The 25916-nt window shown below is 70.4% G+C and carries 22 protein-coding genes; 14 read left to right on the forward strand and 8 right to left on the reverse strand.

What is annotated here, in order from left to right; translation table 11 throughout:
* Positions 1-12 precede the first annotated feature (12 nt).
* The 3 genes from ABD346_RS30955 (at position 13) to ABD346_RS30965 (ending at position 3899) form a co-directional block, all read left to right on the forward strand.
* Positions 13-1359: an acyltransferase gene (locus ABD346_RS30955; protein ID WP_344379372.1), complete on the forward strand. Its 1347-nt coding sequence runs from the start codon at positions 13-15 to the stop codon at positions 1357-1359.
* A gap of 97 nt (positions 1360-1456) precedes the next feature.
* Positions 1457-2326, forward strand: a complete 870-nt coding sequence (locus ABD346_RS30960) for a hypothetical protein (protein ID WP_344379373.1) — start codon at positions 1457-1459, stop codon at positions 2324-2326.
* A 10-nt stretch (positions 2327-2336) separates the two neighbouring features.
* Entirely contained in the window at positions 2337-3899 is a 1563-nt protein-coding gene (locus tag ABD346_RS30965; RefSeq protein ID WP_344379375.1) for an acyl-CoA carboxylase subunit beta, read from the forward strand.
* Positions 3900-3957: 58 nt separating this feature from the next.
* Here ABD346_RS30965 and ABD346_RS30970 read toward each other — a convergent pair whose 3' ends face one another.
* Entirely contained in the window at positions 3958-4866 is a 909-nt protein-coding gene (locus tag ABD346_RS30970) for an alpha/beta hydrolase (RefSeq protein WP_344379376.1), read from the reverse strand.
* Positions 4867-4973: 107 nt separating this feature from the next.
* Between ABD346_RS30970 and ABD346_RS30975 the strand changes: the two genes are divergently transcribed.
* A complete protein-coding gene (locus tag ABD346_RS30975; protein ID WP_344379377.1) occupies positions 4974-6017 on the forward strand; it encodes a helix-turn-helix domain-containing protein in 1044 nt (347 codons plus the stop codon).
* Between the two features lie 77 nt (positions 6018-6094).
* Here ABD346_RS30975 and argG read toward each other — a convergent pair whose 3' ends face one another.
* Positions 6095-7543, reverse strand: a complete 1449-nt coding sequence (gene argG, locus ABD346_RS30980; RefSeq protein ID WP_344379378.1) for an argininosuccinate synthase — start codon at positions 7541-7543, stop codon at positions 6095-6097.
* Between the two features lie 204 nt (positions 7544-7747).
* Here argG and ABD346_RS30985 point away from each other — a divergent pair, with 204 nt between their 5' ends.
* The 8 genes from ABD346_RS30985 to ABD346_RS31020 all read left to right on the forward strand — a co-directional run bounded on the left by ABD346_RS30985 (position 7748) and on the right by ABD346_RS31020 (position 18297).
* Positions 7748-8764: a LacI family DNA-binding transcriptional regulator gene (locus ABD346_RS30985; RefSeq protein ID WP_344379379.1), complete on the forward strand. Its 1017-nt coding sequence runs from the start codon at positions 7748-7750 to the stop codon at positions 8762-8764.
* Positions 8761-10320, forward strand: coding sequence for a sugar ABC transporter ATP-binding protein (locus tag ABD346_RS30990; protein ID WP_344379380.1), 1560 nt, complete (start codon positions 8761-8763; stop codon positions 10318-10320). The genes ABD346_RS30985 and ABD346_RS30990 overlap by 4 nt, the downstream gene beginning before the upstream one ends.
* Complete coding sequence (locus ABD346_RS30995; protein ID WP_344379382.1) at positions 10310-12262, forward strand: ABC transporter permease/substrate-binding protein; 1953 nt, start codon at positions 10310-10312, stop codon at positions 12260-12262. The genes ABD346_RS30990 and ABD346_RS30995 overlap by 11 nt, the downstream gene beginning before the upstream one ends.
* Before the next feature lie 57 nt (positions 12263-12319).
* Positions 12320-13225 (forward strand): ribokinase, encoded by a 906-nt coding sequence (locus ABD346_RS31000; protein WP_344379383.1) that lies wholly within the window; start codon positions 12320-12322, stop codon positions 13223-13225.
* A 421-nt stretch (positions 13226-13646) separates the two neighbouring features.
* Positions 13647-14840: a low temperature requirement protein A gene (locus ABD346_RS31005; RefSeq protein WP_344379385.1), complete on the forward strand. Its 1194-nt coding sequence runs from the start codon at positions 13647-13649 to the stop codon at positions 14838-14840.
* Between the two features lie 120 nt (positions 14841-14960).
* On the forward strand, positions 14961-16151 hold the full coding sequence (locus tag ABD346_RS31010; protein ID WP_344379387.1) for an MFS transporter: 1191 nt from the start codon (positions 14961-14963) through the stop codon (positions 16149-16151).
* A 51-nt stretch (positions 16152-16202) separates the two neighbouring features.
* Positions 16203-16577, forward strand: coding sequence for a nuclear transport factor 2 family protein (locus ABD346_RS31015; protein ID WP_344379388.1), 375 nt, complete (start codon positions 16203-16205; stop codon positions 16575-16577).
* Between the two features lie 109 nt (positions 16578-16686).
* A complete protein-coding gene (locus ABD346_RS31020; RefSeq protein WP_344379389.1) occupies positions 16687-18297 on the forward strand; it encodes an FAD-binding oxidoreductase in 1611 nt (536 codons plus the stop codon).
* Positions 18298-18366: 69 nt separating this feature from the next.
* Here the strand turns inward: ABD346_RS31020 and ABD346_RS31025 are convergent, their stop codons facing one another.
* The 6 genes from ABD346_RS31025 to ABD346_RS31050 form a co-directional block, all read right to left on the reverse strand.
* Positions 18367-19197, reverse strand: a complete 831-nt coding sequence (locus tag ABD346_RS31025; protein WP_344379390.1) for an SDR family NAD(P)-dependent oxidoreductase — start codon at positions 19195-19197, stop codon at positions 18367-18369.
* An 87-nt stretch (positions 19198-19284) separates the two neighbouring features.
* On the reverse strand, positions 19285-19734 hold the full coding sequence (locus tag ABD346_RS31030) for a VOC family protein (RefSeq protein WP_344379391.1): 450 nt from the start codon (positions 19732-19734) through the stop codon (positions 19285-19287).
* A 5-nt stretch (positions 19735-19739) separates the two neighbouring features.
* On the reverse strand, positions 19740-20111 hold the full coding sequence (locus tag ABD346_RS31035) for a nuclear transport factor 2 family protein (protein WP_344379392.1): 372 nt from the start codon (positions 20109-20111) through the stop codon (positions 19740-19742).
* Positions 20112-20139: 28 nt separating this feature from the next.
* Positions 20140-20940 carry an ester cyclase gene (locus tag ABD346_RS31040; RefSeq protein WP_344379393.1) on the reverse strand — a complete coding sequence of 267 codons (801 nt, stop codon included), beginning with the start codon at positions 20938-20940 and terminating at the stop codon, positions 20140-20142.
* The gene (locus ABD346_RS31045; protein ID WP_344379394.1) at positions 20927-22555 is read right to left on the reverse strand and encodes a GMC family oxidoreductase; all 1629 of its coding nucleotides are present in this window, start codon (positions 22553-22555) and stop codon (positions 20927-20929) included. Before ABD346_RS31045 ends, ABD346_RS31040 begins: the two co-directional genes overlap by 14 nt.
* Before the next feature lie 28 nt (positions 22556-22583).
* A complete protein-coding gene (locus ABD346_RS31050; RefSeq protein WP_344379395.1) occupies positions 22584-22997 on the reverse strand; it encodes a nuclear transport factor 2 family protein in 414 nt (137 codons plus the stop codon).
* 354 nt (positions 22998-23351) lie between these two features.
* Between ABD346_RS31050 and ABD346_RS31055 the strand changes: the two genes are divergently transcribed.
* Together ABD346_RS31055 and ABD346_RS31060 are read left to right on the forward strand one after the other, a co-directional pair.
* Positions 23352-24188: a type 1 glutamine amidotransferase domain-containing protein gene (locus ABD346_RS31055; protein ID WP_344379397.1), complete on the forward strand. Its 837-nt coding sequence runs from the start codon at positions 23352-23354 to the stop codon at positions 24186-24188.
* Between the two features lie 47 nt (positions 24189-24235).
* Positions 24236-25915 carry a thiamine pyrophosphate-binding protein gene (locus ABD346_RS31060; RefSeq protein WP_344379398.1) on the forward strand — a complete coding sequence of 560 codons (1680 nt, stop codon included), beginning with the start codon at positions 24236-24238 and terminating at the stop codon, positions 25913-25915.
* The last annotated feature ends 1 nt before the right edge of the window (position 25916 follow it).

The following is a 25916-nucleotide window of genomic DNA, read 5'->3' on the forward strand; positions in this document are numbered from 1 at the left end:
CGGGGAGGCCAAGTGAACAAGTCCGACTACTTCGACCCGAATACGACCGTGGAACGGGTCAGCGCGGAGGAACTTCCGGGGAGGCTGGCCCCGCCGGCCACTTCGAAGCCATATCCCGTCGTCCGGTACGCGGCAACCCTCAAAGAACTGCGGAAGCAGTCGTCGAAAATAGGCAACGAACAGCAGCAGCTGGAGTTCGGACGTCTCGTCAAGGAATCCTTGGAGAACCTGGGTGCAGAACTGAACCTCCCGGACGGGCATTTCTCGGTCGACACTTCAGGGGACCCGCTGCTCGTCAAGGAAGGCGCCGGCCAGCACTGGATCCTGCCGACCCACTTCGAGGGAGGCGCCTACTTCAGCGCCCCGCACGCCGACCACCAGTACGCCTTCGAAGGCCACCAGATACCCCGGATCAACATCGGCCGCTACGTCCGGTTCGGTAAGAGCAGCGGCATCAACGCCGGCGGTGACATCACCATCGGCGACGGCGCCTGGCTGTCCCCGGGGAGCCTGCTCCTGCGCCAGGACCACGGCGCGTACGGCAGGCCCTCGATCGGGTCGCGCACCGTTTCCATGACGACCCAGCCGAGCATCACACTGCGGGACTACGCCTGGGTCGGCCGGGACGCCATGGTCGGCTGGAACAGCGACTACATCGGCCTGGGCGGCATCGTCGGTACCCGGTCCTTCATCAACAGCTGGGTCGGCGACTACTCCATCGTCGGGGACCACGACCGGATCCTGTCGTACCAGCCCTTCAAGGCGTTCCTGCTCGGCGAGTACCGCCTCACCGTCGAAGAGGTCTTGCGGATCTCCGACTGGGCCAGGGTCGACCAGGACTGGCTGAAGGTCTACGCGAAGAACGTGACCGCGCTGCTCGGGGCCGACGGCGACACCGCCGAGTTCGGCGAGGCCGTCCGGGACGTGACGGGCAACGGCCGCAAGGCCCTTGTCGTGCAGCCGAGTTCGCTGCGCCTCGTGTCCGCGCTCGCCGCCGGCCGCGTGGACGTCGTCACGGACTCGCAGGCCCTGACGCCGTACGTGCTGCAGTGGGCCAACGACCACAAGAACCGGCGGACGCGCGTCAGGTCCGACCTGGCGGGACTGGACCTCCCGGTCGAGACCGCAGGGGTCCTGCACTACAACAAGCGCGTCGGCTACGACCTCGTGGTCGCCGAGCACGACGGGCACGCGCCCGCGGTGCCGCTCGCGGAACTGCAGCGTCCCCTGCACCAGGGCGGACTGCTCGTCGTCGACGTGCGCAGCCTCGAAGGCGCCGCTGACGGCCCCGACTCCCTCGTCGAACTGCGCGAACTCCGGGTCGGCGGCAACCTGTTCAAGGTGTTCGAGAAGAAGTGATCCGACCGAGCCCGCCCCTCGGTCGAGCTATGGGGAGTCGGCTTCACCGGCTGGCTCCCCACCGCGAGGCCACCCAAGACGGAGGTAGTGAGTCGTCATGACCAACTCGGTGGACGCTCCCGGCGAGGGTGCCCGGAGCGTGCTGACCCTGTCCGGCGCGAGCCGGACCCCGGCCGCCGGACCGTCCGGCGCACAGCCCCTTTCCGGAACGTACGAACTCGCCGTGGCCTTCGCCAACAGTGGTTCCACGTGGACGGATTTCCTGGCCGGCCAGGTCGGTGATCGTAATGAAGTCCCTTGTGGAACACGGCAGTTGGAGGGCGTGCCATTCCTTCCGGCGTCGCCCGGCATGTCCGCCGTCTACAGCTTCGGATACACGCACACCTCGGTGAACGACACCAAGGTGGAAAAGGGAAAGCTGGATTTCTACCACAAAGGCCCTGGTGAACTGCTGATCACGGATGGCGAGCCCTTGGTCGGTACGTCTCTGGTGGTGGGCGGCGGAATCGAGGTCGAGTACTGCGCGATCTACTGCGTGAACGAGCGCGGTGAGGCGGTCTACCTCGGGCACACCCTGGCCAACGACTTCTCGGACGCTGGGCTGCGGCACGCCCATCGCAACTTGGCAAACCTCTCGAAACTGCACCCCTCCGTCCTGTCCCCCGAGGTGATACTCGAAGACCTCCCCGCCTCCAGCGCCGTCGGCGCGACGGTCGAGCGGGACGGCTCCCTGCTGTGGGAGCGGAAAGGGGAACTGGGAACCCAGGCCCTCCTCTACTCCCGCCGCCTGATGGAGCGGCTCCTGTTCCGCCGCAGCGGGGTCTTCCACCCCGGGATGGTCGTGTACCTCCTGCTCGGGTCCTGCATCAGCTCGCACAAGGACGGGGTCGAACTGCGCGACGGGGACCTCGTCACGATCCGGGACTCGGGCTCCGGGCTGTCCCTCACCAACCACTTCCACGGCTGAAGGAGCACAGGTGCCGACGGCGGAGAACACCCGCGCGCGGGTGAGCGAACTGCACGGAATCCGCGAACAGGCCGAGGCCGGCCCGAGCGCCGGAGCCACCGAGGCCCAGCACGCCAAGGGCAAGCTGACGGCACGCGAGCGGATCGCCCTGCTGCTCGACGAGGGCTCGTTCCATGAGGTGGAGCCGTTGCGCCGGCACCGGGCCACCGGCTTCGGCCTGGAGAACAAGAAGCCCTACACCGACGGCGTGATCACCGGATGGGGCACCGTGTTCGGCCGTCCCGTGTTCGTCTACGCACACGACTTCCGGATCTTCGGCGGCGCGCTCGGTGAGGCGCACGCTCAGAAGATCCACAAGATCATGGACATGGCCCTCGCGGCGGGTGCCCCGCTCGTGTCGCTCAACGACGGTGCGGGAGCCAGGATCCAGGAGGGTGTCACCGCGCTCGCCGGATACGGCGGCATCTTCGTCCGCAACACCCGGGCGTCCGGCGTCATCCCGCAGATCAGCGTGATGCTCGGCCCGTGCGCGGGCGGCGCCGCCTACAGCCCGGCCCTCACCGACTTCGTCTTCATGGTCCGCGACACCGCGCAGATGTTCATCACCGGACCGGACGTGGTCCAGGCCGTCACCGGCGAGAAGGTCTCCCAGAACGGCCTCGGCGGAGCCGATGTGCACGCCGAGGTCTCCGGAGTGGCCCACTTCGCCTACGACGACGAGGAGACCTGCCTGGAAGAGGTCCGCTACCTGCTCTCCCTGCTCCCGGCCAACAACCGCGAGATGCCCCCGAAGGCAGTGGCCGACGACCCGGCGGACCGCCGCTGTGAGGCGCTCCTCGACCTGGTCCCCTCCGACGGCTCCCGCGCGTACGACATGCGGGAGGTGCTCGCCGAGGTCGTGGACGACGGCGAGTACATGGAGGTCCACGAGCGGTGGGCGCCCAACGTGATCGTCGCGCTCGCCCGGATGGACGGGCAGTGCGTCGGCATCGTGGCCAACCAGCCCCAGGCGTCGGCAGGTGTGCTGGACATCCACGCGTCAGAAAAGGCTGCCCGCTTCGTGCAGATGTGTGACGCCTTCAACATCCCGCTCCTCACCTTCCTGGACGTCCCCGGCTTCCTGCCGGGCGTCGACCAGGAGCACGGCGGGATCATCCGGCACGGTGCCAAACTCCTGTACGCCTACTGCAACGCCACCGTCCCGCGCGTCCAGCTCATCCTGCGCAAGGCCTACGGCGGCGCCTACATCGTCATGGACTCCCGCTCGGTCGGCACCGACCTCTCCTACGCCTGGCCGACCAACGAGATCGCGGTGATGGGCGCCGAGGGCGCGGCCAACGTCATCTTCCGCCGCCAGATCGCCGAGGCGGACGACCCCGAGGTGATGCGCCAGCGGATGGTGAAGGAGTACAAGGCCGAGCTGATGCACCCGTACTACGCGGCGGAGCGCGGCCTCGTCGATGACGTCATCGACCCGGCCGCCACCCGCGAGGTACTGATCCGCTCCCTGCGCATGCTGCGGACCAAACACGCGGAGCTGCCGCAGCGAAAACACGGCAACCAGCCGCAGTAGGCGGGCCCGCCCCCGCGCCCCCGGCCGGCAGGGTGGGCTCCCCATGCGGTTGGCGCGGTCACTTCGTCAGCGCCCGGCGCAACACCGCGGCCAGCTCCGCCAACTGACGCTGTGACACCTCCGCCGGAAGAACCGCCTGCGAGCCGTGGAACGTGCCGGGCCACTGGTGCAGTTCGACCGACACCCCCGACTGCAGCAGGCGCAGCGCGTAGGCGATGTCCTCGTCGCGGTTCGGGCAGTACTCCGCTGTCGCGACGTACGCGGGAGGCAGGCCGGTCAGGTCGGTGGCGCGGGCCGGGGCTGCGTACGGGGAGGCCGGTGTGGAGCCCAGGTAGTGGCGCCACGATGCGGTGATCTTGTCGCGGTTCATCCAGGGCGTGTCGGTGAACTCCGTTGCTGACCAAGTCTGTTGGCGGTCGTCGAGGCCGGGCTGGTTGAGCAGCTGGAAGCGGATGCGCGGGCCCTGCTCGTCACGCGCCCGCAGTGCGATCGCGGCCGCGAGGCCCCCGCCGGCGCTGTGGCCGCCCACCGCGATCCGCTCCGGGTCGATGCCGAGTTCGGCCGCGTGTCCGGCCGCCCAGGTCAGTACGGCATAGGCGTCGTCCGGCGCGGCCGGGAACGGGTTCTCGGGGGCCAGGCGGTAGCCCACCGAGATCACCACCGCGCCGGAGGCCTCCGCGATGCGGGCGGCCCACGGGTGTTCGGTCTCCACGTCGCCCATCACGAATCCGCCGCCGTGCAGCCAGATCAGGGTGCCCTGCGCCTCGCGCGGACGGTAGATCCGTACCGGCACCTGGGGGTCGGCGGGCACCATGACGTCCTCGACGTCCAGGTTCGAGGTGTCCGGCGCCGGCACCGAGGCGGCCAGCGCGGCGAAGTTCACCCGCTCCTTGACCGGGTCGGTCAGGTCGGCGCGGGGGAACAGCGAGATGAATGCTTCGAGTTCGGGATCCAGTGTGTGTTCCATGCGGACCATCCTCGGTCCGGCCCGCCGCCGGGAGCATCCGCCGGGCGTCGGGCATCGGGTCCTCATCGCGCGCCGTTCGGCGCTTACCCTCCTGTCGGGGAGGTGTCATGGAGGCACTGGTCATACGGCTGTCGCAGGTGGATTCCGCGGCGGAGGGCGCCATCCGCGTCGTCATGTTCTACGACACGCTGATGCGCCGACGCGTCGATCTTCCGGCGCTCGCCCGGGCCTCGGCGGGCCTGGCCGAATGCGTGGCCGGGATCCGGCTGCACGGCACCGGGCGGGCGGTCCGCTTCGCGCCCGACGGTACGGGGGCGACCGCCCCGCCACCAACGCCGTCCAGCAGTGCACCGATCACCCTCGACGAGGAGGAGATCGGCACGGTGTGGCTGGAGCGGCCCGGTGTGCCGGGGCCGCTCGACGACATGGTGCTCGAACGGCTCTCCATCGCCGTCGCGGCGGCCGTCGAACGCTACGGCCCGGCCCGCACCACCATGGCCGACCCCGCTCTCGTCGAGTTGGTCGTCAGCTCGGACAGCGACGAGGCGGCCCGCGCCCGGGCCCTGCGGCTGCTCGGCTTCGCCGCCGAGGTGCCGGTCCGTGTCGTCGCCGTACGCTCGCACCTTCCGCTCGACAAGATCGGCGGGCTGCTGTGCCCCGCGCGCCCGGTGAAGGCGGCACCGCTCGGCGACGTGGGCGTCATCCTGGCCGCGAGCGTCGACGTGGCCCGGCTTCCGGCCGGCGTACGCGCGGGAGTCGGCGCCGCAGAGAGTCCCGGCCGCTCGTGGTGCGAGGCGCGTACCGCACTGCGCTTCACCAGCGAGCGCCAACCCGTCGTCGGTTACGAGGAGTTGGGGGCGCTCGCCCTCCTCGCCGAGATCCCGCGGGACGTCTCGCGCGACAACGCCGACGTGGCCGCGATCACACGCCTCGCCGGCAACGGCAACCCGGAGGATCTGGAGACGCTGGACGCGTACTGCGCCACCGGCTCCCTGCGCAGGGCCGCCGACCTGCTCCATCTGCACCACAGCAGCGTCGCCCGCCGGCTGGAGCTGATCGGGAAGACCCTGGGCATCGAACTCACCGATCCCGCCGGCCTGTTGAGAGCCCGGCTCGCACTCACCGCACGACGGCTGCTGCTCGACGAATGAAACACGTCGGTCCGCTCCCCGAGAGGAGCGGACCGAGAGGTATGGCGCGGACGAAGAACCCCGCTTTCCGCGGAGCGCTAGTCCGTGCCGAACTCCATCGCCGCGCGGTCCAGGAGCTCGTCGTCGCCCGACACCTGGCCGCGCGAGGCGATGACCTCCGCTCCGCCCTCCGGCATCGCGCCGATGAGGCCGGTCGCCGCCGCCTGGGCGGCGCCGATCAGCTCCGGGTGCGCGGTGCCGACGATGCCGAGACCGGCGTACTGCTCAAGGCGGGCGCGCGAGTCGGCGATGTCGAGGTTGCGCATCGTGAGCTGACCGATCCGGTCCACGGGACCGAACGCGGAGTCCTCGGTGCGCTCCATCGAGAGCTTGTCCGGGTGGTAACTGAACGCGGGACCCGTGGTGTTGAGGATCGAGTAGTCCTCGCCGCGCCGCAGCCGCAGCGTCACCTCGCCGGTGACGGCCGAGCCGACCCAGCGCTGGAGCGACTCGCGGACCATCAGCGCCTGCGGGTCCAGCCAGCGGCCCTCGTACATGAGCCGGCCGAGGCGGCGGCCCTCGTTGTAGTACTGGGCGAGGGTGTCCTCGTTGTGGATCGCGTTCACGAGGCGCTCGTACGCCGCGTGCAGCAGCGCCATGCCCGGGGCCTCGTAGATGCCCCGGCTCTTGGCCTCGATGATCCGGTTCTCGATCTGGTCGGACATGCCCATGCCGTGGCGGCCGCCGATCGCGTTCGCCTCCATCACCAGGTCGACCGGGGAGGCGAACTCCTTGCCGTTGATCGTCACCGGGCGGCCCTGGGCGAAGCCGATCGTGACGTCCTCGGTGAGGATCTCGACCGACGGGTCCCAGAACCGCACGCCCATGATCGGCTCGACGGTCTCGACACCCGTGTCGAGGTGCTCAAGGGTCTTGGCCTCGTGGGTGGCGCCCCAGATGTTGGCGTCGGTGGAGTACGCCTTCTCCGTGCTGTCCCGGTAGGGCAGGTCGTGGGCGAGCAGCCACTCCGACATTTCCTTGCGGCCGCCGAGCTCGGTCACGAAGTCCGCGTCCAGCCAGGGCTTGTAGATCCGCAGGTGCGGGTTGGCGAGCAGGCCGTACCGGTAGAACCGCTCGATGTCGTTGCCCTTGAAGGTCGAGCCGTCGCCCCAGATCTGGACGTTGTCCTCCAGCATCGCCCGCACCAGGAGCGTGCCGGTGACGGCGCGGCCCAGCGGGGTGGTGTTGAAGTAGGCGCGGCCGCCCGAGCGGATGTGGAACGCGCCGCAGGCGAGCGCGGCCAGGCCCTCCTCGACCAGCGCCGCACGGCAGTCGACCAGGCGTGCGATCTCGGCACCGTAGGCCTTCGCGCGGCCGGGCACCGACGCGATGTCGGGCTCGTCGTACTGGCCGATGTCGGCGGTGTAGGTGCACGGGACGGCGCCCTTGTCGCGCATCCACGCGACCGCGACGGAGGTGTCGAGTCCGCCGGAGAAGGCGATGCCGACGCGCTCGCCGGCGGGCAGGGAGGTGAGAACCTTGGACATGGGAAGAGTATGCATCAATGCGAATGTTTATGCAACCCGCTGCGAGTGCTCGCCGGATTCCCTGTCACGATCCGGTCTCGCTACCCCGTTCAGGTCTTGCCGGGCTGCCGTGTAATCGATTCCATGGGCTGCGTGTAATCGATTCCACGACCGGCTGCGGTCCCGGGATCGGGAGTCGAGGTTCCACGAGGAGGTGGTCCGGTGATGGCGGGCATCAAGGACGTCGCGGCCGAGGCGGGGGTGTCCGTCGCCACGGTGTCGCGGGTGCTCAACAGTCATCCGTCGGTCAGCGAGGCGGCCCGCGCCCGGGTCCTCGCGGCCGTCGAGACGCTCGGCTACCGGCCGAACGCCGTGGCCCGCTCGCTGCGCACCGACCAGACGCGCACGCTCGGCCTGGTCATCAGCGACGTACTGAACCCGTACTTCACCGAGCTGGCCCGCTCCGTCGAGGAGGCGGCCCGGGCGCTCGGCTACAGCGTGATCATCGGCAACGCCGACGAGCGTCCCGAACTCCAGGACCACCACGTCCGCACCCTCCTGGACCGCCGCATCGACGGGCTGCTCGTGTCGCCCACCGACGGCGGCTCCCCGCTCATGCTGGAGACCGCGCGCGGCGGCACCCCCATGGTCTTCGTCGACCGCTGGATCCCCGGCATCGACGTGCCCGTGGTGCGCGCCGACGGCCGCGCCGCCATCCGCGACCTGGTCGGCCATCTGCACCGCCTCGGCCGCCGCAGGCTCGCCATCATCGCGGGCCCCGCCGCCACCACCACCGGCAGCGAGCGCGTCGAGGCCTTCCGCGCGGCACTCGGCGAACACGGCATCTCGCTCCCCGGCGAGTACGTCGGCCAGGGCGACTTCCAGGCGGCCAGCGGGCGCCGGGCCACCGAACGGTTCCTGGCCCTGCCCGAGCCGCCCGACGCCGTCTTCGCCGCCGACAACCTGATGACGCTCGGCGCGCTCGACGCGCTGCGCGCCCGCGGGCTGCGCATCGGCGACGACATCGCGCTCGCCGCCTTCGACGACATCCCGTGGTTCGTGCACACCGACCCGCCCGTCACCGCGATCGCCCAGCCGACCGGCGAGCTCGGCCGGGCCGCCGTCCGCGCGCTCGCCGACCTCATCGAGGGCCGGACCCCGCGGTCCGTCACCCTCCCCGCCTCGCTCGTCGTACGCCGCTCCTGCGGCGAGAGCGCCCCGAACCCGAGGAGCGAGCCGTGAGCTCAGCAGAGGATCAACTGGCCGTGGATACAGGCGAGTTGCTGCGCATCGAGGGAGTCCGGAAAGCCTTTCCCGGTGTCGTCGCCCTCGACGGGGTCGACTTCGATCTGCGGCGCGGCGAGGTGCACGTGCTGCTCGGAGAGAACGGGGCCGGCAAGAGCACCCTCGTCAAAATGCTCTCCGGCGCCCACCGCCCCGACGGCGGACGCATCCTCGCCGAAGGCCTCGAGGCGCGCATCCACAGCGCGCAGGACGCCGAACGCCTCGGCATCGCCACCATCTACCAGGAGTTCAACCTGGTGCCCGAGCTGAGCGTCGCCGAGAACATCTTCCTCGGCCGCCAGCCACGGCGCTTGGGGATGATCGACCGCCGGACGATGGAAGCCGCCGCCGCAAAGCTCCTCAAGCGGGTCGGCGTGGACGTCCCGCCCCGTACCAAAGTGCGCGAACTCGGCATCGCCCGGCTCCAGATGGTGGAGATCGCCAAGGCGCTCAGCCTGGACGCCCGCGTGCTGATCATGGACGAGCCGACGGCCGTGCTCACCTCGGAAGAGGTGGACAAGCTCTTCCGGATCGTGCGCACCCTGCGCGACGACGGCGTGGGCATCGTCTTCATCACCCACCACCTCGAAGAGATCGCGGCACTCGGCGACCGGGTCACCGTGCTGCGCGACGGCCGCAGCATCGGCCAGGTGCCCGCCTCGACTCCCGAGGACGAGCTGGTACGGCTGATGGTGGGCCGCAGCATCGAGCAGCAGTACCCGCGCCAACGGCCCGCCCCGGGGCCGCCGTTGCTCCAGGTCAGCGGCCTGACCCGGCACGGCGTCTTCCACGACGTCAGTTTCGAGGTGCGGGCCGGGGAGGTCGTCGGCCTCGCAGGCCTCGTCGGCGCCGGGCGCACCGAGGTGGTCCGCGCGGTGTTCGGCGCCGACCCGTACGACGCGGGCACCGTCGAAGTACGCGGCGAACGGCTCGCCCGGGGCGATGTGAACGCCGCGATGGGCGCCGGGGTCGGGCTCGTGCCCGAGGACCGCAAGGGGCAGGGCCTGGTGCTCGACGCCTCCGTGCAGGAGAACCTCGGCCTAGTCACGCTGCGCTCGGCCAGCCGCGCCGGGCTCGTCGACCTCAAGGGCCAGCGCAGGGCCGCCGCCCGCATCGCCGGGCAGCTCGGGGTGCGCATGGCCGGGCTCGACCAGCAGGTGCGCACCCTGTCCGGCGGCAACCAGCAGAAGGTCGTCATCGGCAAGTGGCTCCTCGCGGGCGCCTTGGTGCTGATCCTCGACGAACCGACCCGGGGCATCGACGTGGGCGCCAAGGTCGAGATCTACCAGCTCATCAACGAACTCACGGCCTCCGGGCACGCGGTCCTGATGATCTCCAGCGATCTGCCCGAGGTGCTCGGCATGAGCGACCGGGTCCTCGTCATGAACCAGGGCCGCATCGCCGGCGAACTCCCCGCACATCGAGCGACCCAGGACGCCGTGATGGCCCTGGCCGTCGCCGCACCGAACGCACAGCAGGACCAGGAAGACATGGAGGGCTCCCGTGGCCACTGACACGCTCGACAACCGCAGCGGCGCGGGCGGGGCCGCGATCCTGCGCCGCCTGCTGCTCGACAACGGCGCGCTCAGCGCCCTGGTGGTCCTGCTCGCGGCGATGGCGCTGCTCTCCGGCGACTTCCTCACCACGCAGAATCTCCTGAACGTCGGCGTGCAGGCCGCGGTCACCGCGATCCTCGCGTTCGGCGTCACCTTCGTCATCGTCTCGGCGGGCATCGACCTGTCGGTCGGCTCGGTGGCCGCGCTGTCGGCGACTGTCCTCGCCTGGTCGGCGACGTCCGAGGGCGTGCCCGTGTGGCTCGCCGTCCTGATGGCCGTCGCCACCGGCACCGCCTGCGGTCTTGTCAACGGCGTGCTCGTCTCGTACGGCAAACTCCCGCCGTTCATCGCCACGCTGGCCATGCTGTCGGTCGGCCGGGGCCTCTCGCTGGTGATCTCCCAGGGCAGCCCGATCGCCTTCCCCGACTCGGTCTCGGTCCTCGGCGACACACTCGGCGGCTGGCTGCCGGTCCCGGTTCTGGTGATGATCGCGGCCGGACTGATCACGGCACTCGTCCTCTCCCGTACGTACATCGGCCGCTCGATGTACGCGATCGGAGGCAACGAGGAGGCGGCGCGGCTCTCGGGCCTGCGCGTGAAGCGGCAGAAGCTCGTCATCTACGCGCTGTCCGGTCTGTTCGCCGCCGTCGCGGGCATCGTCCTCGCCTCCCGGCTCGTCTCCGCGCAGCCGCAGGCGGCCCAGGGCTACGAGCTCGACGCGATCGCCGCGGTCGTCATCGGCGGGGCCAGCCTGTCGGGCGGCGTCGGCAAGGCGTCGGGCACCCTGATCGGCGCGCTGATCCTCGCGGTGCTGCGCAATGGGCTCAACCTCCTGTCCGTGTCGGCGTTCTGGCAGCAGGTCGTCATCGGCGTCGTCATCGCCCTTGCGGTGCTCCTCGACACTCTGCGCCGCAAGGCGGGCGCGACGCCCGGCGCCCCTTCCGGCGCGGCCGGGTCCGGAAGAAAGGGGCCCGGCGCGGTGAAACTCGCGGTCGCCGCGGTATGCCTGGCGGCCGTCGTGGGCGCGGGGTACCTCCTGAACCCGGGGTCGTCCGCAGGCACCACCAAAGTGGGCATGTCCCTGTCCACCCTCAACAACCCGTTCTTCGTGCAGATGAAGGCGGGCGCACAGGCCGAGGCGAAGGCGGAGGGCATCGACCTCACGGTCACCGATGCGCAGAACGACGCGTCCCAACAGGCCAACCAGATACAGAACTTCACCAGCTCCGGCATGAAGTCGATCATCGTCAACCCGGTGGACTCGGACGCGGTCGGCCCCTCCGTACGCGGCGCCAACCAGGCGGACATCCCGGTGGTCGCCGCCGACCGCGGCGTCAACAAGGCCGAGACCGCGACACTGGTCGCCTCCGACAACGTGGCGGGCGGCAGGCTCGCCGCGCAGACCCTCGCCGAGAAGCTCGGCGGCAAGGGGAAGATCGCGATCCTCCAGGGCACCGCGGGCACCTCCGCGAGCCGGGAGCGCGGCGCGGGCTTCGCCGAAGGCCTCAAGGCGTACCCGGGCATCGAGGTCGCCGCCCGCCAGCCCGCCGACTTCGACCGCACCAAGGCCCTGGACGTCATGACCAACCTCCTCCAGTCCCACCCCGACATCACCGGGGCGTTCGCCGAGAACGACGAGATGGCGCTGGGCGCGGTGAAGGCCCTTGGCGCGAAGGCGGGCAGCTCGGTCGCGGTCGTCGGATTCGACGGAACTCCCGACGGAATCAAGGCGGTTGAGGCGGGCACGCTGTACGCCTCGGTGGCCCAGCAGCCGGCGGAACTCGGCAGGACGGCCGTACGGAACGCGGTCAGGGCGGCCCGGGGCGAGAAGCCGGAGAGCGCGGTGAAGGTGCCGGTGAAGGTGGTGACGAAGAAGAACGTGGCGGACTTCGTCTCGTGAACGCGTGTTCCGGCACCGCCATCTGACGATCAATCAGCATTGACGAGGAACGATTTCATGCAGGACTACGGTTTGCTGGTGGTGGGGTCGGCGAACGCCGATCTGGTGATCGGGGTGGAGCGCAGGCCCGCCCCCGGTGAGACGGTGCTCGGCTCGGACCTCGCCGTCCACCCCGGGGGCAAGGGCGCGAACCAGGCGGTGGCCGCCGCGCGCCTGGGGGCCCGAACGGCCCTGCTGGCCAAGGTGGGCGACGACGAGTACGGACGGCTGCTGCTGACGTCGCTGCGCGCGGCCGGGGTCGACACGGTGGGCGTGCTGGTGGACAAGGCGTCCACCGGAGTCGCCCTGATCACCGTCGACCCGTCGGGCGACAACAGCATCGTCGTGTCCCCGGGCGCCAACGCCCGCCTGACCCCCGACGACATCCGCGCCGCCCGGACCCTGTTCGCCCTGGCCCCGGTCGTCTCCGTACAGCTGGAGATCCCGCTGGAGACGGTGACGGAGGTGGCCCGCTGCCTGGCCCCGGACGCGCGCCTGGTCCTGAACCCGTCACCGCCCGCCCCCCTCCCTCCTGAAGTCCTGGCGGCCTGCGACCCGTTGATCGTCAACGAACACGAAGCGCGGTTCATGCTGGGGGAGTCGGCGGGGGAGGGCCCTCAGGACTGGGCGCGGGCACTGCTGGCCCTCGGGCCGCGCTCGGTGGTCGTCACCCTGGGCGCGGACGGCGCCCTCGTCGCCTCCTCGGACGGATGCGTACGGGTCCCGAGCCCGGAGGTCGCCCCGGTCGACACGACGGGCGCGGGCGATGCGTTCACGGCGGCGCTGGCCTGGCGGCTGGGAACGGGCGAGGACCTGACGGTGGCGGCGGCGTTCGCGGCGCGGGTGGGGGCGGCGGCGGTGACCCGGAGGGGGGCGCAGGAGTCGTACCCGACGATGGGGGAGCTGCCCGGCGGGGGCTCGTAGCGGGAGGCCCGGGCTGGGGGCCGGTGTCCCCGAATGGGTGACCCGTGGAGCGCCACTCGGCGGGTATGGGTAGCGTCGGAGCAGCTGGAACCCGACATCCTCCACAGAAAGGACATTGTCATGGGAGGTTTGGGAGATCTGCTCGGCGGACTACTCCACGCCGTGCTCGGCCTGCTCGGCCTGTAGAAGCGCTATCGACCGTGTCGCCCCGGCGACCAGCCGGGGCAACACGCAGGACACGTGCCTGCCGGCGCGGGTCACCTCGTAACGCCGGCCATGTCCCCCGAGATGGGACAGCCCCCTCCGCGACTTACCGCAATGTGCTCCCGTGCCACCCCTGGCCGCGGGGCACGCATACAGGTACAGACACATTTGACGCTGCAACCAGCATTCCCGTCGGTCGAGGGGAGTAGGTGCGGCGGTGGTCTATCTCGCTGGTCAAGTACGGTCCGCGGAGCCCGGGTTCGTCGATGTGCGGGACCGGGCCACCTGGACGGAGCTCTTCTACGATCTGGTGCTCGCCTTCGGGGTGAGCCAGATCGCGCACGTCCTCGCGCAGCGGCCCGACTGGGCCACGCTGGGCAGTTGCCTGCTGGTCCTGGTGCCGCTCTGGTGGGCCTGGGTCGATGTCGTCATGGCGATGAACGCCGTGCGCGAGACGACCATGCAGCGGGTGTTCCTGCTGCTCGCCGGGCTCGCCACGTACGGCATGAGCGTCGCCGCCCCGCACGCCCTGGAGACACGCTACGAGGCGCTGCTCTACGCCGGGTGCTATCTCGCGCTGCGCCTGCTCATCGGGGAGGCCATCCGGCGCGAGTGCGCTGTCTACACCATTCACCCCTATCGGGCCGGGCTCGCCTTCGCTCTTGTTCTGTTCGCCACCGCTGTGCTGCCTTCCGGGCTGCGCACCATCGGGTGGGCCGTCGCCGTGGTCGCGGAGTTACTCGCTCCACTGATCCTCAGCGGGCATTTACGGCAGTTGGCCTTCGGGGTCAACCATCTGCCCGAGCGGTTCGGGCTCTTCATCATCATCGCGCTCGGTGAGAACGTCGTGTCCGTGGGCGCCTGGGTGGCCGGGCGGCGGCTCGGGCTGCTCGAACTGCTCTCCGTCTCCCTCGCCTTTCTGACCGGGTGCGCCCTGTGGTGGCTCTACTTCCACCTCGTCGCCTCCGCCATCGCCCACGCCCTGCGCACCCACCCCACCCCGTCCATCGTCGTACGCGATGTGCTCAGCTATGGCCATCTGGTGCTGGTTCTGGGGTTACTGCTTGTTTCGGTCGGGGCGGACCGCATGGTTGTCGAGCCCACCCATGTGCCCCACCGGCTCGCCGCCGCGCTGCTTCCCGTCGGCGCCGCGCTCTTCACACTCACCTTCTGCTACACCCGGCGGCGCATGTTCGGTGCCGCCTCCCTCACCCGGTTCGCGGGAGGCCTCGCCCTGCTCGCGCTCGGCGGCGTGGCGCCCTGGCTTCCCGGACTCGCCACGCTCGGCTCCGCGGCCGCTCTGCTGGTCGCCGTGAACGGCATCGAGCACTGGCTGACCAGCGGCGGACGTTCCGTTCCGCTGATCTTCCACAAGGCCCAACGTCCCTCGTCCGACGTCCAGTTGACGTAGTACGGCCAGGGACCTCGCAGAGTGCTCCGGGGGGTCCCCGCCGAGCGCGAAACCGAAAGCCCCCGGCCCCTAACGTTCCTGCGTACTCAAGTTTTCCGGCATGGAAAAGGAGGTGGCGTGATGCCGTCCCGCAGTTCGACACCGGCCCTGCTCGCGTTGTCGCTGGGCTATTTCAGTCTGGGGACGATCTCACTTGCAGTGGTCGGTCTCAACGGCCCCATCGGAGACGACCTGCACGTCGCGCCGGCTCGTGTGGGCTTCCTGGTCACCGTCTTCGCGCTCACATTCGCGCTGTTCGCCCCGGCCGCCCCGATTCTGCTGCGCCGCTGGAACCGCAAGCGGGTGCTCCTGCTCGGCATCGGCCTGCTGACCGTGGGCGCGGCCCTCGGCGCGCTCGCCCCCAACTACGGCTTCCTCGCCGTGACCCGGGTCGTCGGCGCGATGGGCGCGGCCGTCTTCGGGCCGGGCGCCTCCGCGGCGGGCTCCCTGATCGTCCCGCCCGAGCGCAGGCAGCGCGCGCTTGCCACCGTGTTCGCCGGGATGACGGCGGCCGCGGTGCTCGGCGTGCCGCTCGCCTCGTTCCTCGGCGGCAGTCTCGGCTGGCGCCCGGCGATGCTCGGAGTGGCCGCACTGTCGGCACTCGGGTGTCTGCTCGTCGCGGTGTACGTGCCGGAGATCCCGTCCGGCGAGCCGCCCACGATCAAGGCTTACCGCGACACCCTGCGCACCCCCGCCGCGCTCTCGACCGTCTCGACGACGCTGCTGTTCATGGCGGCCCAGTTCACGGTCTACGGCATCGCGGGCGCCTATCTCAAGGACCGCTTCGGCGCCTCCTCCGGGCTGATCTCGGTCACCCTGCTCGCGTTCGGCGTCATCGGAGTCCTCGGCAACGCCTCGTCGCCCAGGATCGCCGAGAAGCTCGGCGGCTCGCGCACCATCACCATCGCGGTCGCCGGCCTCGCCGCCGGATTCGTGCTGCTCCTGGTGGCCCCGCACTCCGAGCCCGGCCTCGTGGTCTTCGCGATCTGGGCCTTCTTCAGCCAGATGTACCAGGCACCCCAGCAGGCCCGCCTCGTGGACCTGCTGCCCACCCAGCCCGGACTCATCCTGGCCATGAACGCCGCCGCCCTCTACCTCGGCATGAGCCTGGGCAGCTTCATCGGCAGCGCCCTGCTGCCCGGCATGGGCGCGGGCCCCATCCCGGCCGTCGCCCTCGTCATCCTCGCCGTCGCCGCCCTCGCGCACGCCTCGTCGGCGCGCAAGGTCACGGTGGCCGAGCAGCCCGCCACCACCCCGGTCCCCAGCTCGTGAGGGCCCACCCGAACCACACCTCGTAACAGGCAGAAACAACAAGGAGACACCGTGTCCAACCACCACGTGCAGCTCGTGCGCGACTACATCGAGAACATCTGGAACGAGGGGCAGACCGACCGGGCCGACGAGTACCTGGCCGAGCGGCTGATCCAGCACAACCCGAACCTGCCCGACGGCCGGGGGCCGCTCGTCGAGTTCATCGAGGGCTTCCGCAAGCAGCTGCCCGAGGCCCGGTTCGAGATCCGCCGGGTCGTCGGTGACGACGGGCTGGTCTTCACGCACTCCCACTTCCGTCCGCAGCCGGGCCACCGCGGGATGGTCGTCGTGGACGTGTTCCGCATCGACGACGGCCGCATCGTGGAGCACTGGGACGTCCGCGAGGACGTGCCGGAGACCACGGTCAGTGGCCACGACGTCTACTGAGCAACCCCCGCTCCCCCCGCTGCCGCTCCCCGAGGCCTCTGCTTCGGGGAGCGGCAGCTCCCGTTTCACCCGCCCCACCCGCCTGTTGAACCTGTTGAAGGAGACCACCATGGCTGGAGTGACCCGCCGGGGATTCCTCGGCACCGCCTCCGGAGTCGGCGGCGCCGCCGTGCTCGGCATCACCGCGGCCGGCCCCGCCCGCTCCGCGACCGGCACCGCGGACACGACGAGCACGACCGTCGCCGCCCTCACCGTCACCCCCGACGACCCCCGCTATCTGGACCTCACGGCCCGCGGCTACAACGCCAGATTCGCCGCCAAGCCCGATTCCGTACGCCTCGTGCACTCCACCGACCAAGTGGTGCAGGCCGTGCAGGAGGCGGTGAGCGGCGGCAAGAGAATCGCCGTCCGCGGCGGCGGGCACTGCCTCGACGGCCTCGTCGACGACCCCGACGTCCGGATACTCGTCGACATGTCCGAGATGAACGCCATCACCTACGACTCGGCGCGCCGCGCCTTCGCCGTGGAGGCGGGCGCCATGCTCGGCCATGTCTACCGCACCCTCTACCTGGAGTGGGGCGTCACCATCCCCGGCGGCACCTGCCCCACCGTCGGCGTCGGCGGCCATGTCAGCGGTGGTGGATACGGAGCCATGTGCCGCCAGTACGGTGCGGTCGTGGACCACCTGTACGCGGTGGAGGTGGTGTATGTCGACGCCCTGGGCATCGCGCGCTGTGTGGTCGCGACCCGGGACACCACCGATCCCAACCGCGAGCTGTGGTGGGCCCACACAGGGGGCGGCGGCGGGAACTTCGGCATCGTGACCCGGTACTGGTTCCGCTCGCCGAACGCCACCGGCTCCACCCCCGCGAGCCTGCTCCCCAAGCCGCCGGCCACCCTGCTCAAGGCCACCGCGAGCTGGAAGTGGGCCGACCTCACCGAGGCCGACTTCGACCGCCTGGTGCGCAACCACAACAACTGGCACCACGCGAACAACACCGTCGGCACCCCGTACGACAGCCTCAACAGCGTGTTCATCCTGAACAACTACGTCCAGGGCGCCCTCGTGCTCAGCGCCCAGATCGACGGCTCGCTCCCCAACTCCGCGGATCTGATGGGAAGTTACATCGCCGCGGTCGCCGAGGGCGTGACCGCGCCGCACACCACGGCCACCTCCAGCTGGCCGTGGCTGAAGGCCACCCTCAAGGACCCGTACGACACCGGTGTGTTCAACCGGGGCAAGTTCAAGGGCGCCTATCTGCGCGAGAGCTGGTCGGACGCACAGCTCGCCGTGCTCTGGCGCAACCTCTCCGACAAGACCTACGACGGCCACGCGGGCATCCTGCTCTACACCTACGGCGGCCAGGTCAACGCCGTCGCGCCGAGCGCCACCGCGCTTGCCCAGCGCGACTCCATGCTGAAGGCCAACTTCACGACGTACTGGAGCGACCCCGGCCAGGACGCCCGGCACATCGCCTGGATGCGCAACCTGTACCGCGACATGTACGCCGACACCGGCGGGGTGCCGCTGCCCGACGGCCCCGCCGACGGCAGTTACATCAACTACCCGGACGTCGACCTCACCGACCCGGCCTGGAACACCTCGGGCGTGCCCTGGCAGACCCTGTACTGGAAGGGCAACTACCCCCGCCTCCAGAAGGTCAAGAAGACCTGGGACCCGAGGAACGTCTTCCACCACGCCTTGTCGGTCACGGCCTGACCCCCGCGTACGACGTGATGTGCCCCGCCCCGGGATCCGGAGCGGGGCACATCCCTTGGGGAAGGACAGTCAGGTCAGCGCGGGCAGCGCCACCCCCGTCAGGGACTCGCTCAGTTCGCGCAGGCGGGCCCGGGCCGCCGGGTCGTAGGCCTGGGCGCCGGCCCGCGAGCGGCGGTCGCGGTCGAAGTACTCGCCGGTGACCTCCGCCAGCGCGGGGTCCGTGACGAGCCGCGCCACATTGCGCATCCCCTCCGCGACCGTGCTCTGCGGGGTGAACAGATGCACCACCATCTTGGTCGGCATGTACGAGGCCGGGTGCAGCGCGTTGACCGTGACACCCGTCCCGGCCAGCTGCTCGGCGAGGTCCACCGTCAGGCTGATCTGGGCCAGCTTCGCCTGGCAGTACGCCTGCACCCCGTCCCAGCGGCGCTCCAGCATGACGTCGCCGAAGTCGATCGGGGCCTGCCCGGCCGAGCTGACGTTGATGACGCGGGCCGGCGCGGAGCGTACGAGGAGCGGGGCGAGGCGGCAGCTGAGCATGTAGGCCGCCAAGTAGTCGACCTGGAAGGTGAGTTCGAGGCCGTCCTGGCTTTCCTGGCGGGCCAGTTCCACGCCGATGCCGGCGTTGTTCACCAGGACGTCGAGCCGGTCGTGCCGGTCGAGGATCCGGTCGGCGAGGGCGCCGATGTCCTTGAGCGAGGAGAAGTCGGCGAGCTCGTAGGAGAGGTTCGCGTTGCCGGTCTTCTCGCGGAGCTCCGCGAGAAGCTCCTGGCCCTTGCGGGCATTGCGGCCGTGCAGGATCAACGAGTGGCCCTGAGCGGCCAGTTCATGGGCGAGAGCCCGGCCGAGGCCGTCGGTCGCACCGGTGATGAGGACGGTCTGCTCGGTGACAGGGGTCATGCGGTTTCACTCCGTGGGATGTCGGATGGTGCCCATGGGGGCACGGCCGGTCGAGTGACCGGCCGTGCCCCGAGCGATCGTGCGGATTCACGCGTACGTCCGCAGTTCCTCGGCGGACTGGTCGGTGTAGCCCTGGCTCACCTCGATGACCAGGCCGTCGGGGTCGGAGACCCAGACGGTCTTCCAGCCGGGGATGAATTCGTCGAAGGCGAGCGGGCCGAGGGTGACCTTCAGCTCGCCGTCCGCCGCGGCGAGGAACGCGTCGACGTCGTCGACCTGGAAGGCCAGGTGCCGGGCCGCGCCCGGGTTGTCGGGCCCGTCGTCGACGGTGTCGAAGGCGGGCGCCGCGTCGGTGGGGAAGAGCTCCAGGTAGACCGGGCCGCTGCGCAGGAACACCACGCGGCTGCCGTCGGCCTCGACCACGCGGGCCCGGCTGAAGCCGAACCAGCGGCTGTAGAACTCCTCCGTGACCTTCTGGTCACGGCAGTTGAGGCCCACATGGGCCCAGCGGACGTTCACGTCGGCGGGTGCGGACACGGGCGTCACGCTCCCGTGACGGCCGCGAACGGCACGCTGTCGTGGAAGTTGGACATGTACTGGATCAGGCCGGACGAGATCCGGAAGTAGTTGCAGACCTCCGCCTCGACGGTGTCGCCGCCGGTGGTGACGGCGGAGATGTGCGAGACCACCGCGGCCTGTTCCCCGTCCACCACGATGTGCACCGGGGTGTTGGAGAACGACGCGTACATCTCGGGGAAGCCCTTCATCATCTCCCTGAGCGTCTCACGTCCCTCGACGTGTCCGGCAAGCTGCTCGTCCATCGTCTGGTCGACGGCGAACAGGTCGCACCAGGCGTCCCACTCACCGGAGTTGGCGAGCCGGTAGTACGTGTCGACGATCTCTCGCGTGTTCATGGGTGATCCCTCCTGGGTCGGCGCGTACTTACGGGAGCGGCACGTCGAGCTGGCGCATCAGGCCGGCGGTGTCGGCCTGCACCCAGCGCTCCACCACCTTGAAGTTCTCCAGGCGGTAGACCTCCAGGCTGGTCCACGACACCTCCTTGCCGCTGGCCTCCATGCCGAAGAACGGCGCGATGTGCTTGCCGTGGAAGGTGATGTGCATGATCACCTTGTCGGGCGCGGCGGCATACAGGGCGTCGAGGGTGACCTTGAAGTCGAGGGCGTCGTGGGCGGCCTTGATGATGCCCTTGAGCTCGTCCAGGCTCTGCACGTCCCACGCCGGGTTGTTGTCCTTGAACGTGGGGCCGAACAGGTCGTCGAGGTCGTCGTAGCGGCGCTCGTTGACGGCGTCGCTGACCTTCTGCACGACGGCGACGTTCTCCTCGTCGGGCGACAACTGGCCGCGCAGGCCGAGCAGATCGTCCTCCGCCCAGCGCTCCACGAGGCGGTCGTCCTGGATCCGCCAGATCTCGGTGGTGGTCCACTCCACCTTGCGGCCGGTCGCGGGGAAGCCGAGTACGGTGTCCTGGTGGGCGCCGGTCAGGCGCACCCGGGTGATCAGCTTGTCGCCCGACTCGATGGTCTCCAGGAGCTCGCCCTTGATGGCGAGCGTGCGGTGGGCACCGCGCAGGGCGTCGAGGTACGACTCAAGGCCCTTGATGTCGAAGCCCGGGTGGTGGTCCTCGAAGTCGGCGCCGATCACGCGGGCGATCTCGGCGTAGTCCTCGGTGTTGAGCGCGGTGAGGAACCGCTCGTACAGCCGGAGGTGGTCAGACGTGGGCATGGGGATTCCCCTCGGTCCGGAGTGACGGGTGAAGGAAGGACTTCTTGATGAGATCGGCCGCCTTCTCGCCGATCATCACGCTCGGTGCGTTGGTGTTCCCGGCGACGATCGTCGGCATGACGGACGCGTCGGCGACCCGAAGGCCGTCGATGCCGTGCACCCGCAATTCGGCGTCGGTGACCGCGTCGGGCCCGGTGCCCATGCGGCAGGTGCCGACCGGGTGCCACAGGGTGGTCGCATGGGCGGCGACGTAGCCGCGCAGTTCGCGCGGGTCCCTCACGTGCTCGCCCGGGCCCAGCTCCGCGCCGCGGAACGGGACGAAAGCGGAGGTGTGCGCGAGCTCCCTGGCCAGCAGAATGCCGTGCACCAGCACATCCGTATCGGCAGCAGACGCAAGGTAGTTGGCGCGCACGACCGCGTTGGCCGACGGGTCGGCGCTGCGCAGCCGGAGCCGGCCGCGGCTCTGCGGAAGCAGCGAGATCGGTGCGAACGTGAAGCCGGGGCCCTCGTGATGTGCGGCCGGAGCGTCGGGCGCCAGGAACTTGACGGGCCCGAACGTGAACTGGAGGTCGGGCGGCTCACCGGGACCCGCGTCCTTGGTGTGGGTGAAGAGCCCGGCCTCGGAGAGCAGCGCGCCCTCGGGGTGCTCCTGGAGCGACTGGTAGCAGACCGGCACGAACAGGTGGTCCTGGAGGTTGCCGCCGACCCCGGGCAGATTCTGTACGCAGTCGATGCCGTGCGAGCGCAGATGCGCGGCCGGGCCGATCCCCGACAGCATGAGCAGCTTCGGGGATTCGAAGGCTCCTGCCGAGACCACGACCTCCTGCTCGGCGACGGCCCTGTGCAGCCGCCCGTCCTGCTCGTACTCGACGCCCGTGACCCGGGTGCCGTCCAGGATCAGCCGGGTGGCCCGGGCCCGCACCTCGACGGTCAGGTTGGGCCGGTCGAGGGCGGGACGCAGATAGCCGTCCGCCGTGGAGGAACGCGCCCCGGTGTCGTCCCGGGTCGTCTGGTACAGGAAGCCGAAGCCGTCCTGCCGCCCGGCGTTGTAGTCCGACTCGCTTGATTTGTACCCGAGTTCGGCAGCTCCCGCGACGAACGCCCCGGCGAGCGGGGTCGGGTCGTCGAGGTCGCGCACCCGTACCGGGCCGCCGCTGCCGCGCAGGTCCGAGCCGCCTCCCGAGTAGTCCTCGGAGCGCCGGAAGTACGGCAGGACGTCGTCGTAGGACCAGCCGGCGTTGCCGAGCGCCGCCCAGCGGTCGTAGTCGTAGCGGCTGCCGCGCACCCACATCAGCGCGTTCACCGAGCTGCAGCCGCCGGCCACCTTGCCCCGGGCGACCGGGATCCGGCGGCCGTCCATGGCGGGTTCGGGCTCGGTGGCGTACCCCCAGTCGATCTCGGGGCTCCACTCGGAGGTGAGCAGCGCGAGCACCGCGGCCGCGTCCGAGCGGTGTATCTCGGGGCGCTCGTCCCAGCCGCCCGCCTCCAGGACGAGCACGGCCGTGTTCTCGTCCTCGCTGAGCCGGCTCGCCACGGCGCAGCCGGCCGACCCGGCGCCGACCACGATGAAGTCGAAGGCGCGAGGCGCTGAATTGCCCGTGGAACGGGGCGACATGGAACCTCCTGGATCGGGGTGGGCGCGGTCAGGCCGGGTTGAGGTCGCCGACGCGGTAGCCGGAGATGAGCGGCCGGCCGGTGCCGGCCTCGCGGACCAGGCGCCAGGTCTGGCCGATGCGGAACGAGCTGACGGAGCCGTCGGAGGTCTGCTTGGCCGTCCACACGACGGTCAGCGAGATGTCGACGCCGGTGCTGTCCTCGGAGACGTCGAGGCGCTCGACCACATGGCTCTGGTCGGTGAAGGCCTCGCCGACCACCTCGTACCACTCGCGGAAGTCGGCGTGGCTGCGCAGGGTGCGCTCGGGGAACACCATCTCCAGGCCGTCGTCGACGATGTGGGCGAGGAGTTCCTCGACGGGCTCGTGGCTGCTGAGAATGTCGAACCAGTGCTGGACGAACGCGGCGATGCCCGTGCCGGGCGCGGTCTTTTCGGCCGTCATGGCTGACTCCCTTCAGTGCGCGGGCCCGGGGCCCGCGGCAGGACTCGGCGCGGCATCCGGGGCGCGGTGCCGCCCACCGATTCCGGCACAGCCCGCGACCGCCGCGCACGGCCCGGTTCGTGGCCGGTACGCACTGCGTGAAGTCGTCGTCCGGGCTGCGGCAACTCGGGCCACAGCGCCGGGTGTTGGGGCATCGCACCCCCTGTGGCCTGGGCCTGAGCACGACATGCCGTAGTCCGCCCGCCCACTTGTGGATGTCTGCGCGCCGGGGCGTCGAGGGCTGGTACCGGCCGAGCGGGCGGACCTAGACAGGACCCCGGCACCACGTGGAACCCCCCAAGGAGAGGAACTCCCGTGAGCAAGCGCATCCTCGTCGTCCTGTCCGAATACGGCTACTGGGGCGAGGAGTTGATCGGCCCCCTGGAGACGTTCGACAAGGCCGGCTATCACGTCAGCTTCGCGACCCCGACCGGCAAGCGGGCCCCGGCCCTGCCGCCGAGCATGGACCCCGACTACATCGACCCGCCGCTCGGCCGCTCGGTCACCACCCCCGAGATGGCCGCCAAGGTCAAGGCGATCGACACCTCGGACCGGCTCGACGACCCGCTGGACCTGTCGTCCTGGCTGCCCGACCGCCCCTACCGCAGCAAGCCGTACTTCCTGCGCGACTGGGAGGCGTACAACACCCGCCTGGAGCAGGTCCGCGAGCAGATCGCGGGACGGTACGACGCCCTGCTCATCGTCGGCGGCAGTGGTCCCATCGTCGACCTCGCCAACAACTGGCGGGTGCACGACCTGATCCTCGCCTTCCACGGCCTCGACCTGCCGATCGCGGCCGAGTGCTACGGCGTCGCGGCCCTCGCCTTCGCCCGCGACCAGGAGGACCGCACCAGCATCATCCGGGGCAAGCACGTCACCGGGCACTGCATCGAGTACGACTACAAGGACGGCACCGGCTTCATGGGCACCGACTTCGTGATCGGGCCGCCGCCGTACCCGCTGGAGTACATCCTGCGCGACGCCACCGCCCCCGGCGGCGCCTACCACGGCAACTTCGGCAAGGAGACCTCGGTCATCGTCGACTACCCGTTCATCACCGGGCGGTCCACCCCCGACTCCTACCTCACCGGCCAGAAGGTCGTCGAGGTCCTGGAGCAGGGCCTGCGCCAGTGGGGGTTCCTCACCAACTGACCCGAACAGCACGGCAGTTCCCGTTCCGCACGAGAGGTGAGCACACCATGGTCAGCAGGCCCGCGCGGGTCGCGATGCTCGAACAGCTGCAGGCCGACGGGGTCCGGTACATGTTCGGCAACCCCGGCACGGTCGAGCAGGGATTCCTCGACGAACTGCGCCACTTCCCCTCACTGGAGTACGTCCTCGCACTGCAGGAGGCCGTCGCCGTCGGCATGGCGGACGGCTACGCGCGGGCCACCCGCCGCCCCACCGTCGTCCAGCTCCACACCGGAGTGGGCCTCGGCAACGGCATAGGAATGCTCTACCAGGCCAAACGGGGCCACGCCCCGCTCGTGGTGATCGCCGGCGAGGCCGGTCTGCGCTACGACAACATGGAAGCGCAGATGGCCGCCGACCTGGTGGCCATGGCCGAGCCGGTCACCAAGTGGGCCACCCGCGTGGTGGACCCCGAGTCCACCCTGCGCACCCTGCGCCGCGCCTTCAAGGTGGCTGCCACACCTCCGTACGGACCGGTGCTCGTGGTCCTGCCCGCCGATGTCATGGACCGGCCCACCACGGAGGAGGCCGTGCCGGTCACCTACCTCGACACAGCGAGCAGCCCCGACCCCGAGGCGCTCGGCCGGGCGGCCTCGCTGCTCGCCGGCGCCGAGCGCCCGATCGTCGTCGCCGGGGACGGGGTGCACTTCTCCGGCGCCCAGCAGGAGCTCGGCCGCCTCGCCCAGACCTGGGGCGCCGAGGTGTGGGGCGCCGACTGGTCGGAGGTCAACCTCTCGGTCGAACATCCGGCGTACGCGGGGCAGTTGGGGCACATGTTCGGCGAGAACAGCCGCCGGGTCACGGCCGCGGCCGACGCCGTCCTCATCGTCGGAACGTATGCGCTGCCCGAGGTCTATCCCGCACTCGACGGTGTTTTCGCGCCCGGTGCCCCGGTCGTGCACATCGACCTGGACACCGACGCCATCGCCAAGAACTTCCCCGTGAACCTGGGTCTCGTCGCCGACCCGAAGCGCACCCTGGCCGCGCTCGCCGACGCGCTGGAGACCCGGATGAGCCCGGTGAACCGGCGGCGGGCCGAGGAGTGGCTGCGGCGCCGGGCCGCCGAGCGGTCCTACGAACTCGCCGCGAACCAGCAGAAGAACGAGGCGGCGCTCGACCCGTTGGCGCTGCCCACCACGGCCTTCGCGCAGGAGCTGGCCCGCCGGCTCCCCGAGGACGCGATCCTCTTCGACGAGGCGCTGACCGCATCGCCCGACCTCTTCCGCCATCTGCCGCCCACCCGGCCCGGCCACTGGTTCCAGACCCGCGGCGGCTCCCTCGGCGTCGGCATCCCGGGTGCGATCGGCGCCCAACTCGCCCACCCGGACAAGGTGGTCGTCGGATTCACCGGCGACGGCGGGTCGATGTACACCGTCCAGGCGCTGTGGACCGCGGCCCGGTACAACATCGGCGCCAAGTTCGTCATCTGCAACAACGGCAGCTACAAGCTGCTCGAGGACAACATCGAGCAGTACTGGCGCTCGGTCGGCGTTCCCGCCCACGACCACCCCGAGATCTTCGACCTGAGCCGGCCCGCCATCGACTTCACCGCGCTGGCCAAGTCCCTGGGCGTACCGGCCGTACGCGTCGACAAGCCCGGCCAGGCAGGTGCCGCCGTCGCCGAGGCGCTCGGCACCCCGGGGCCGTTTCTCATCGACCTGGTCACCGGCGCAGGGAGGGAGGAGTAGC

The organism is Streptomyces mauvecolor, from assembly GCF_039532965.1.
GTDB lineage: Bacteria > Actinomycetota > Actinomycetes > Streptomycetales > Streptomycetaceae > Streptomyces > Streptomyces violascens.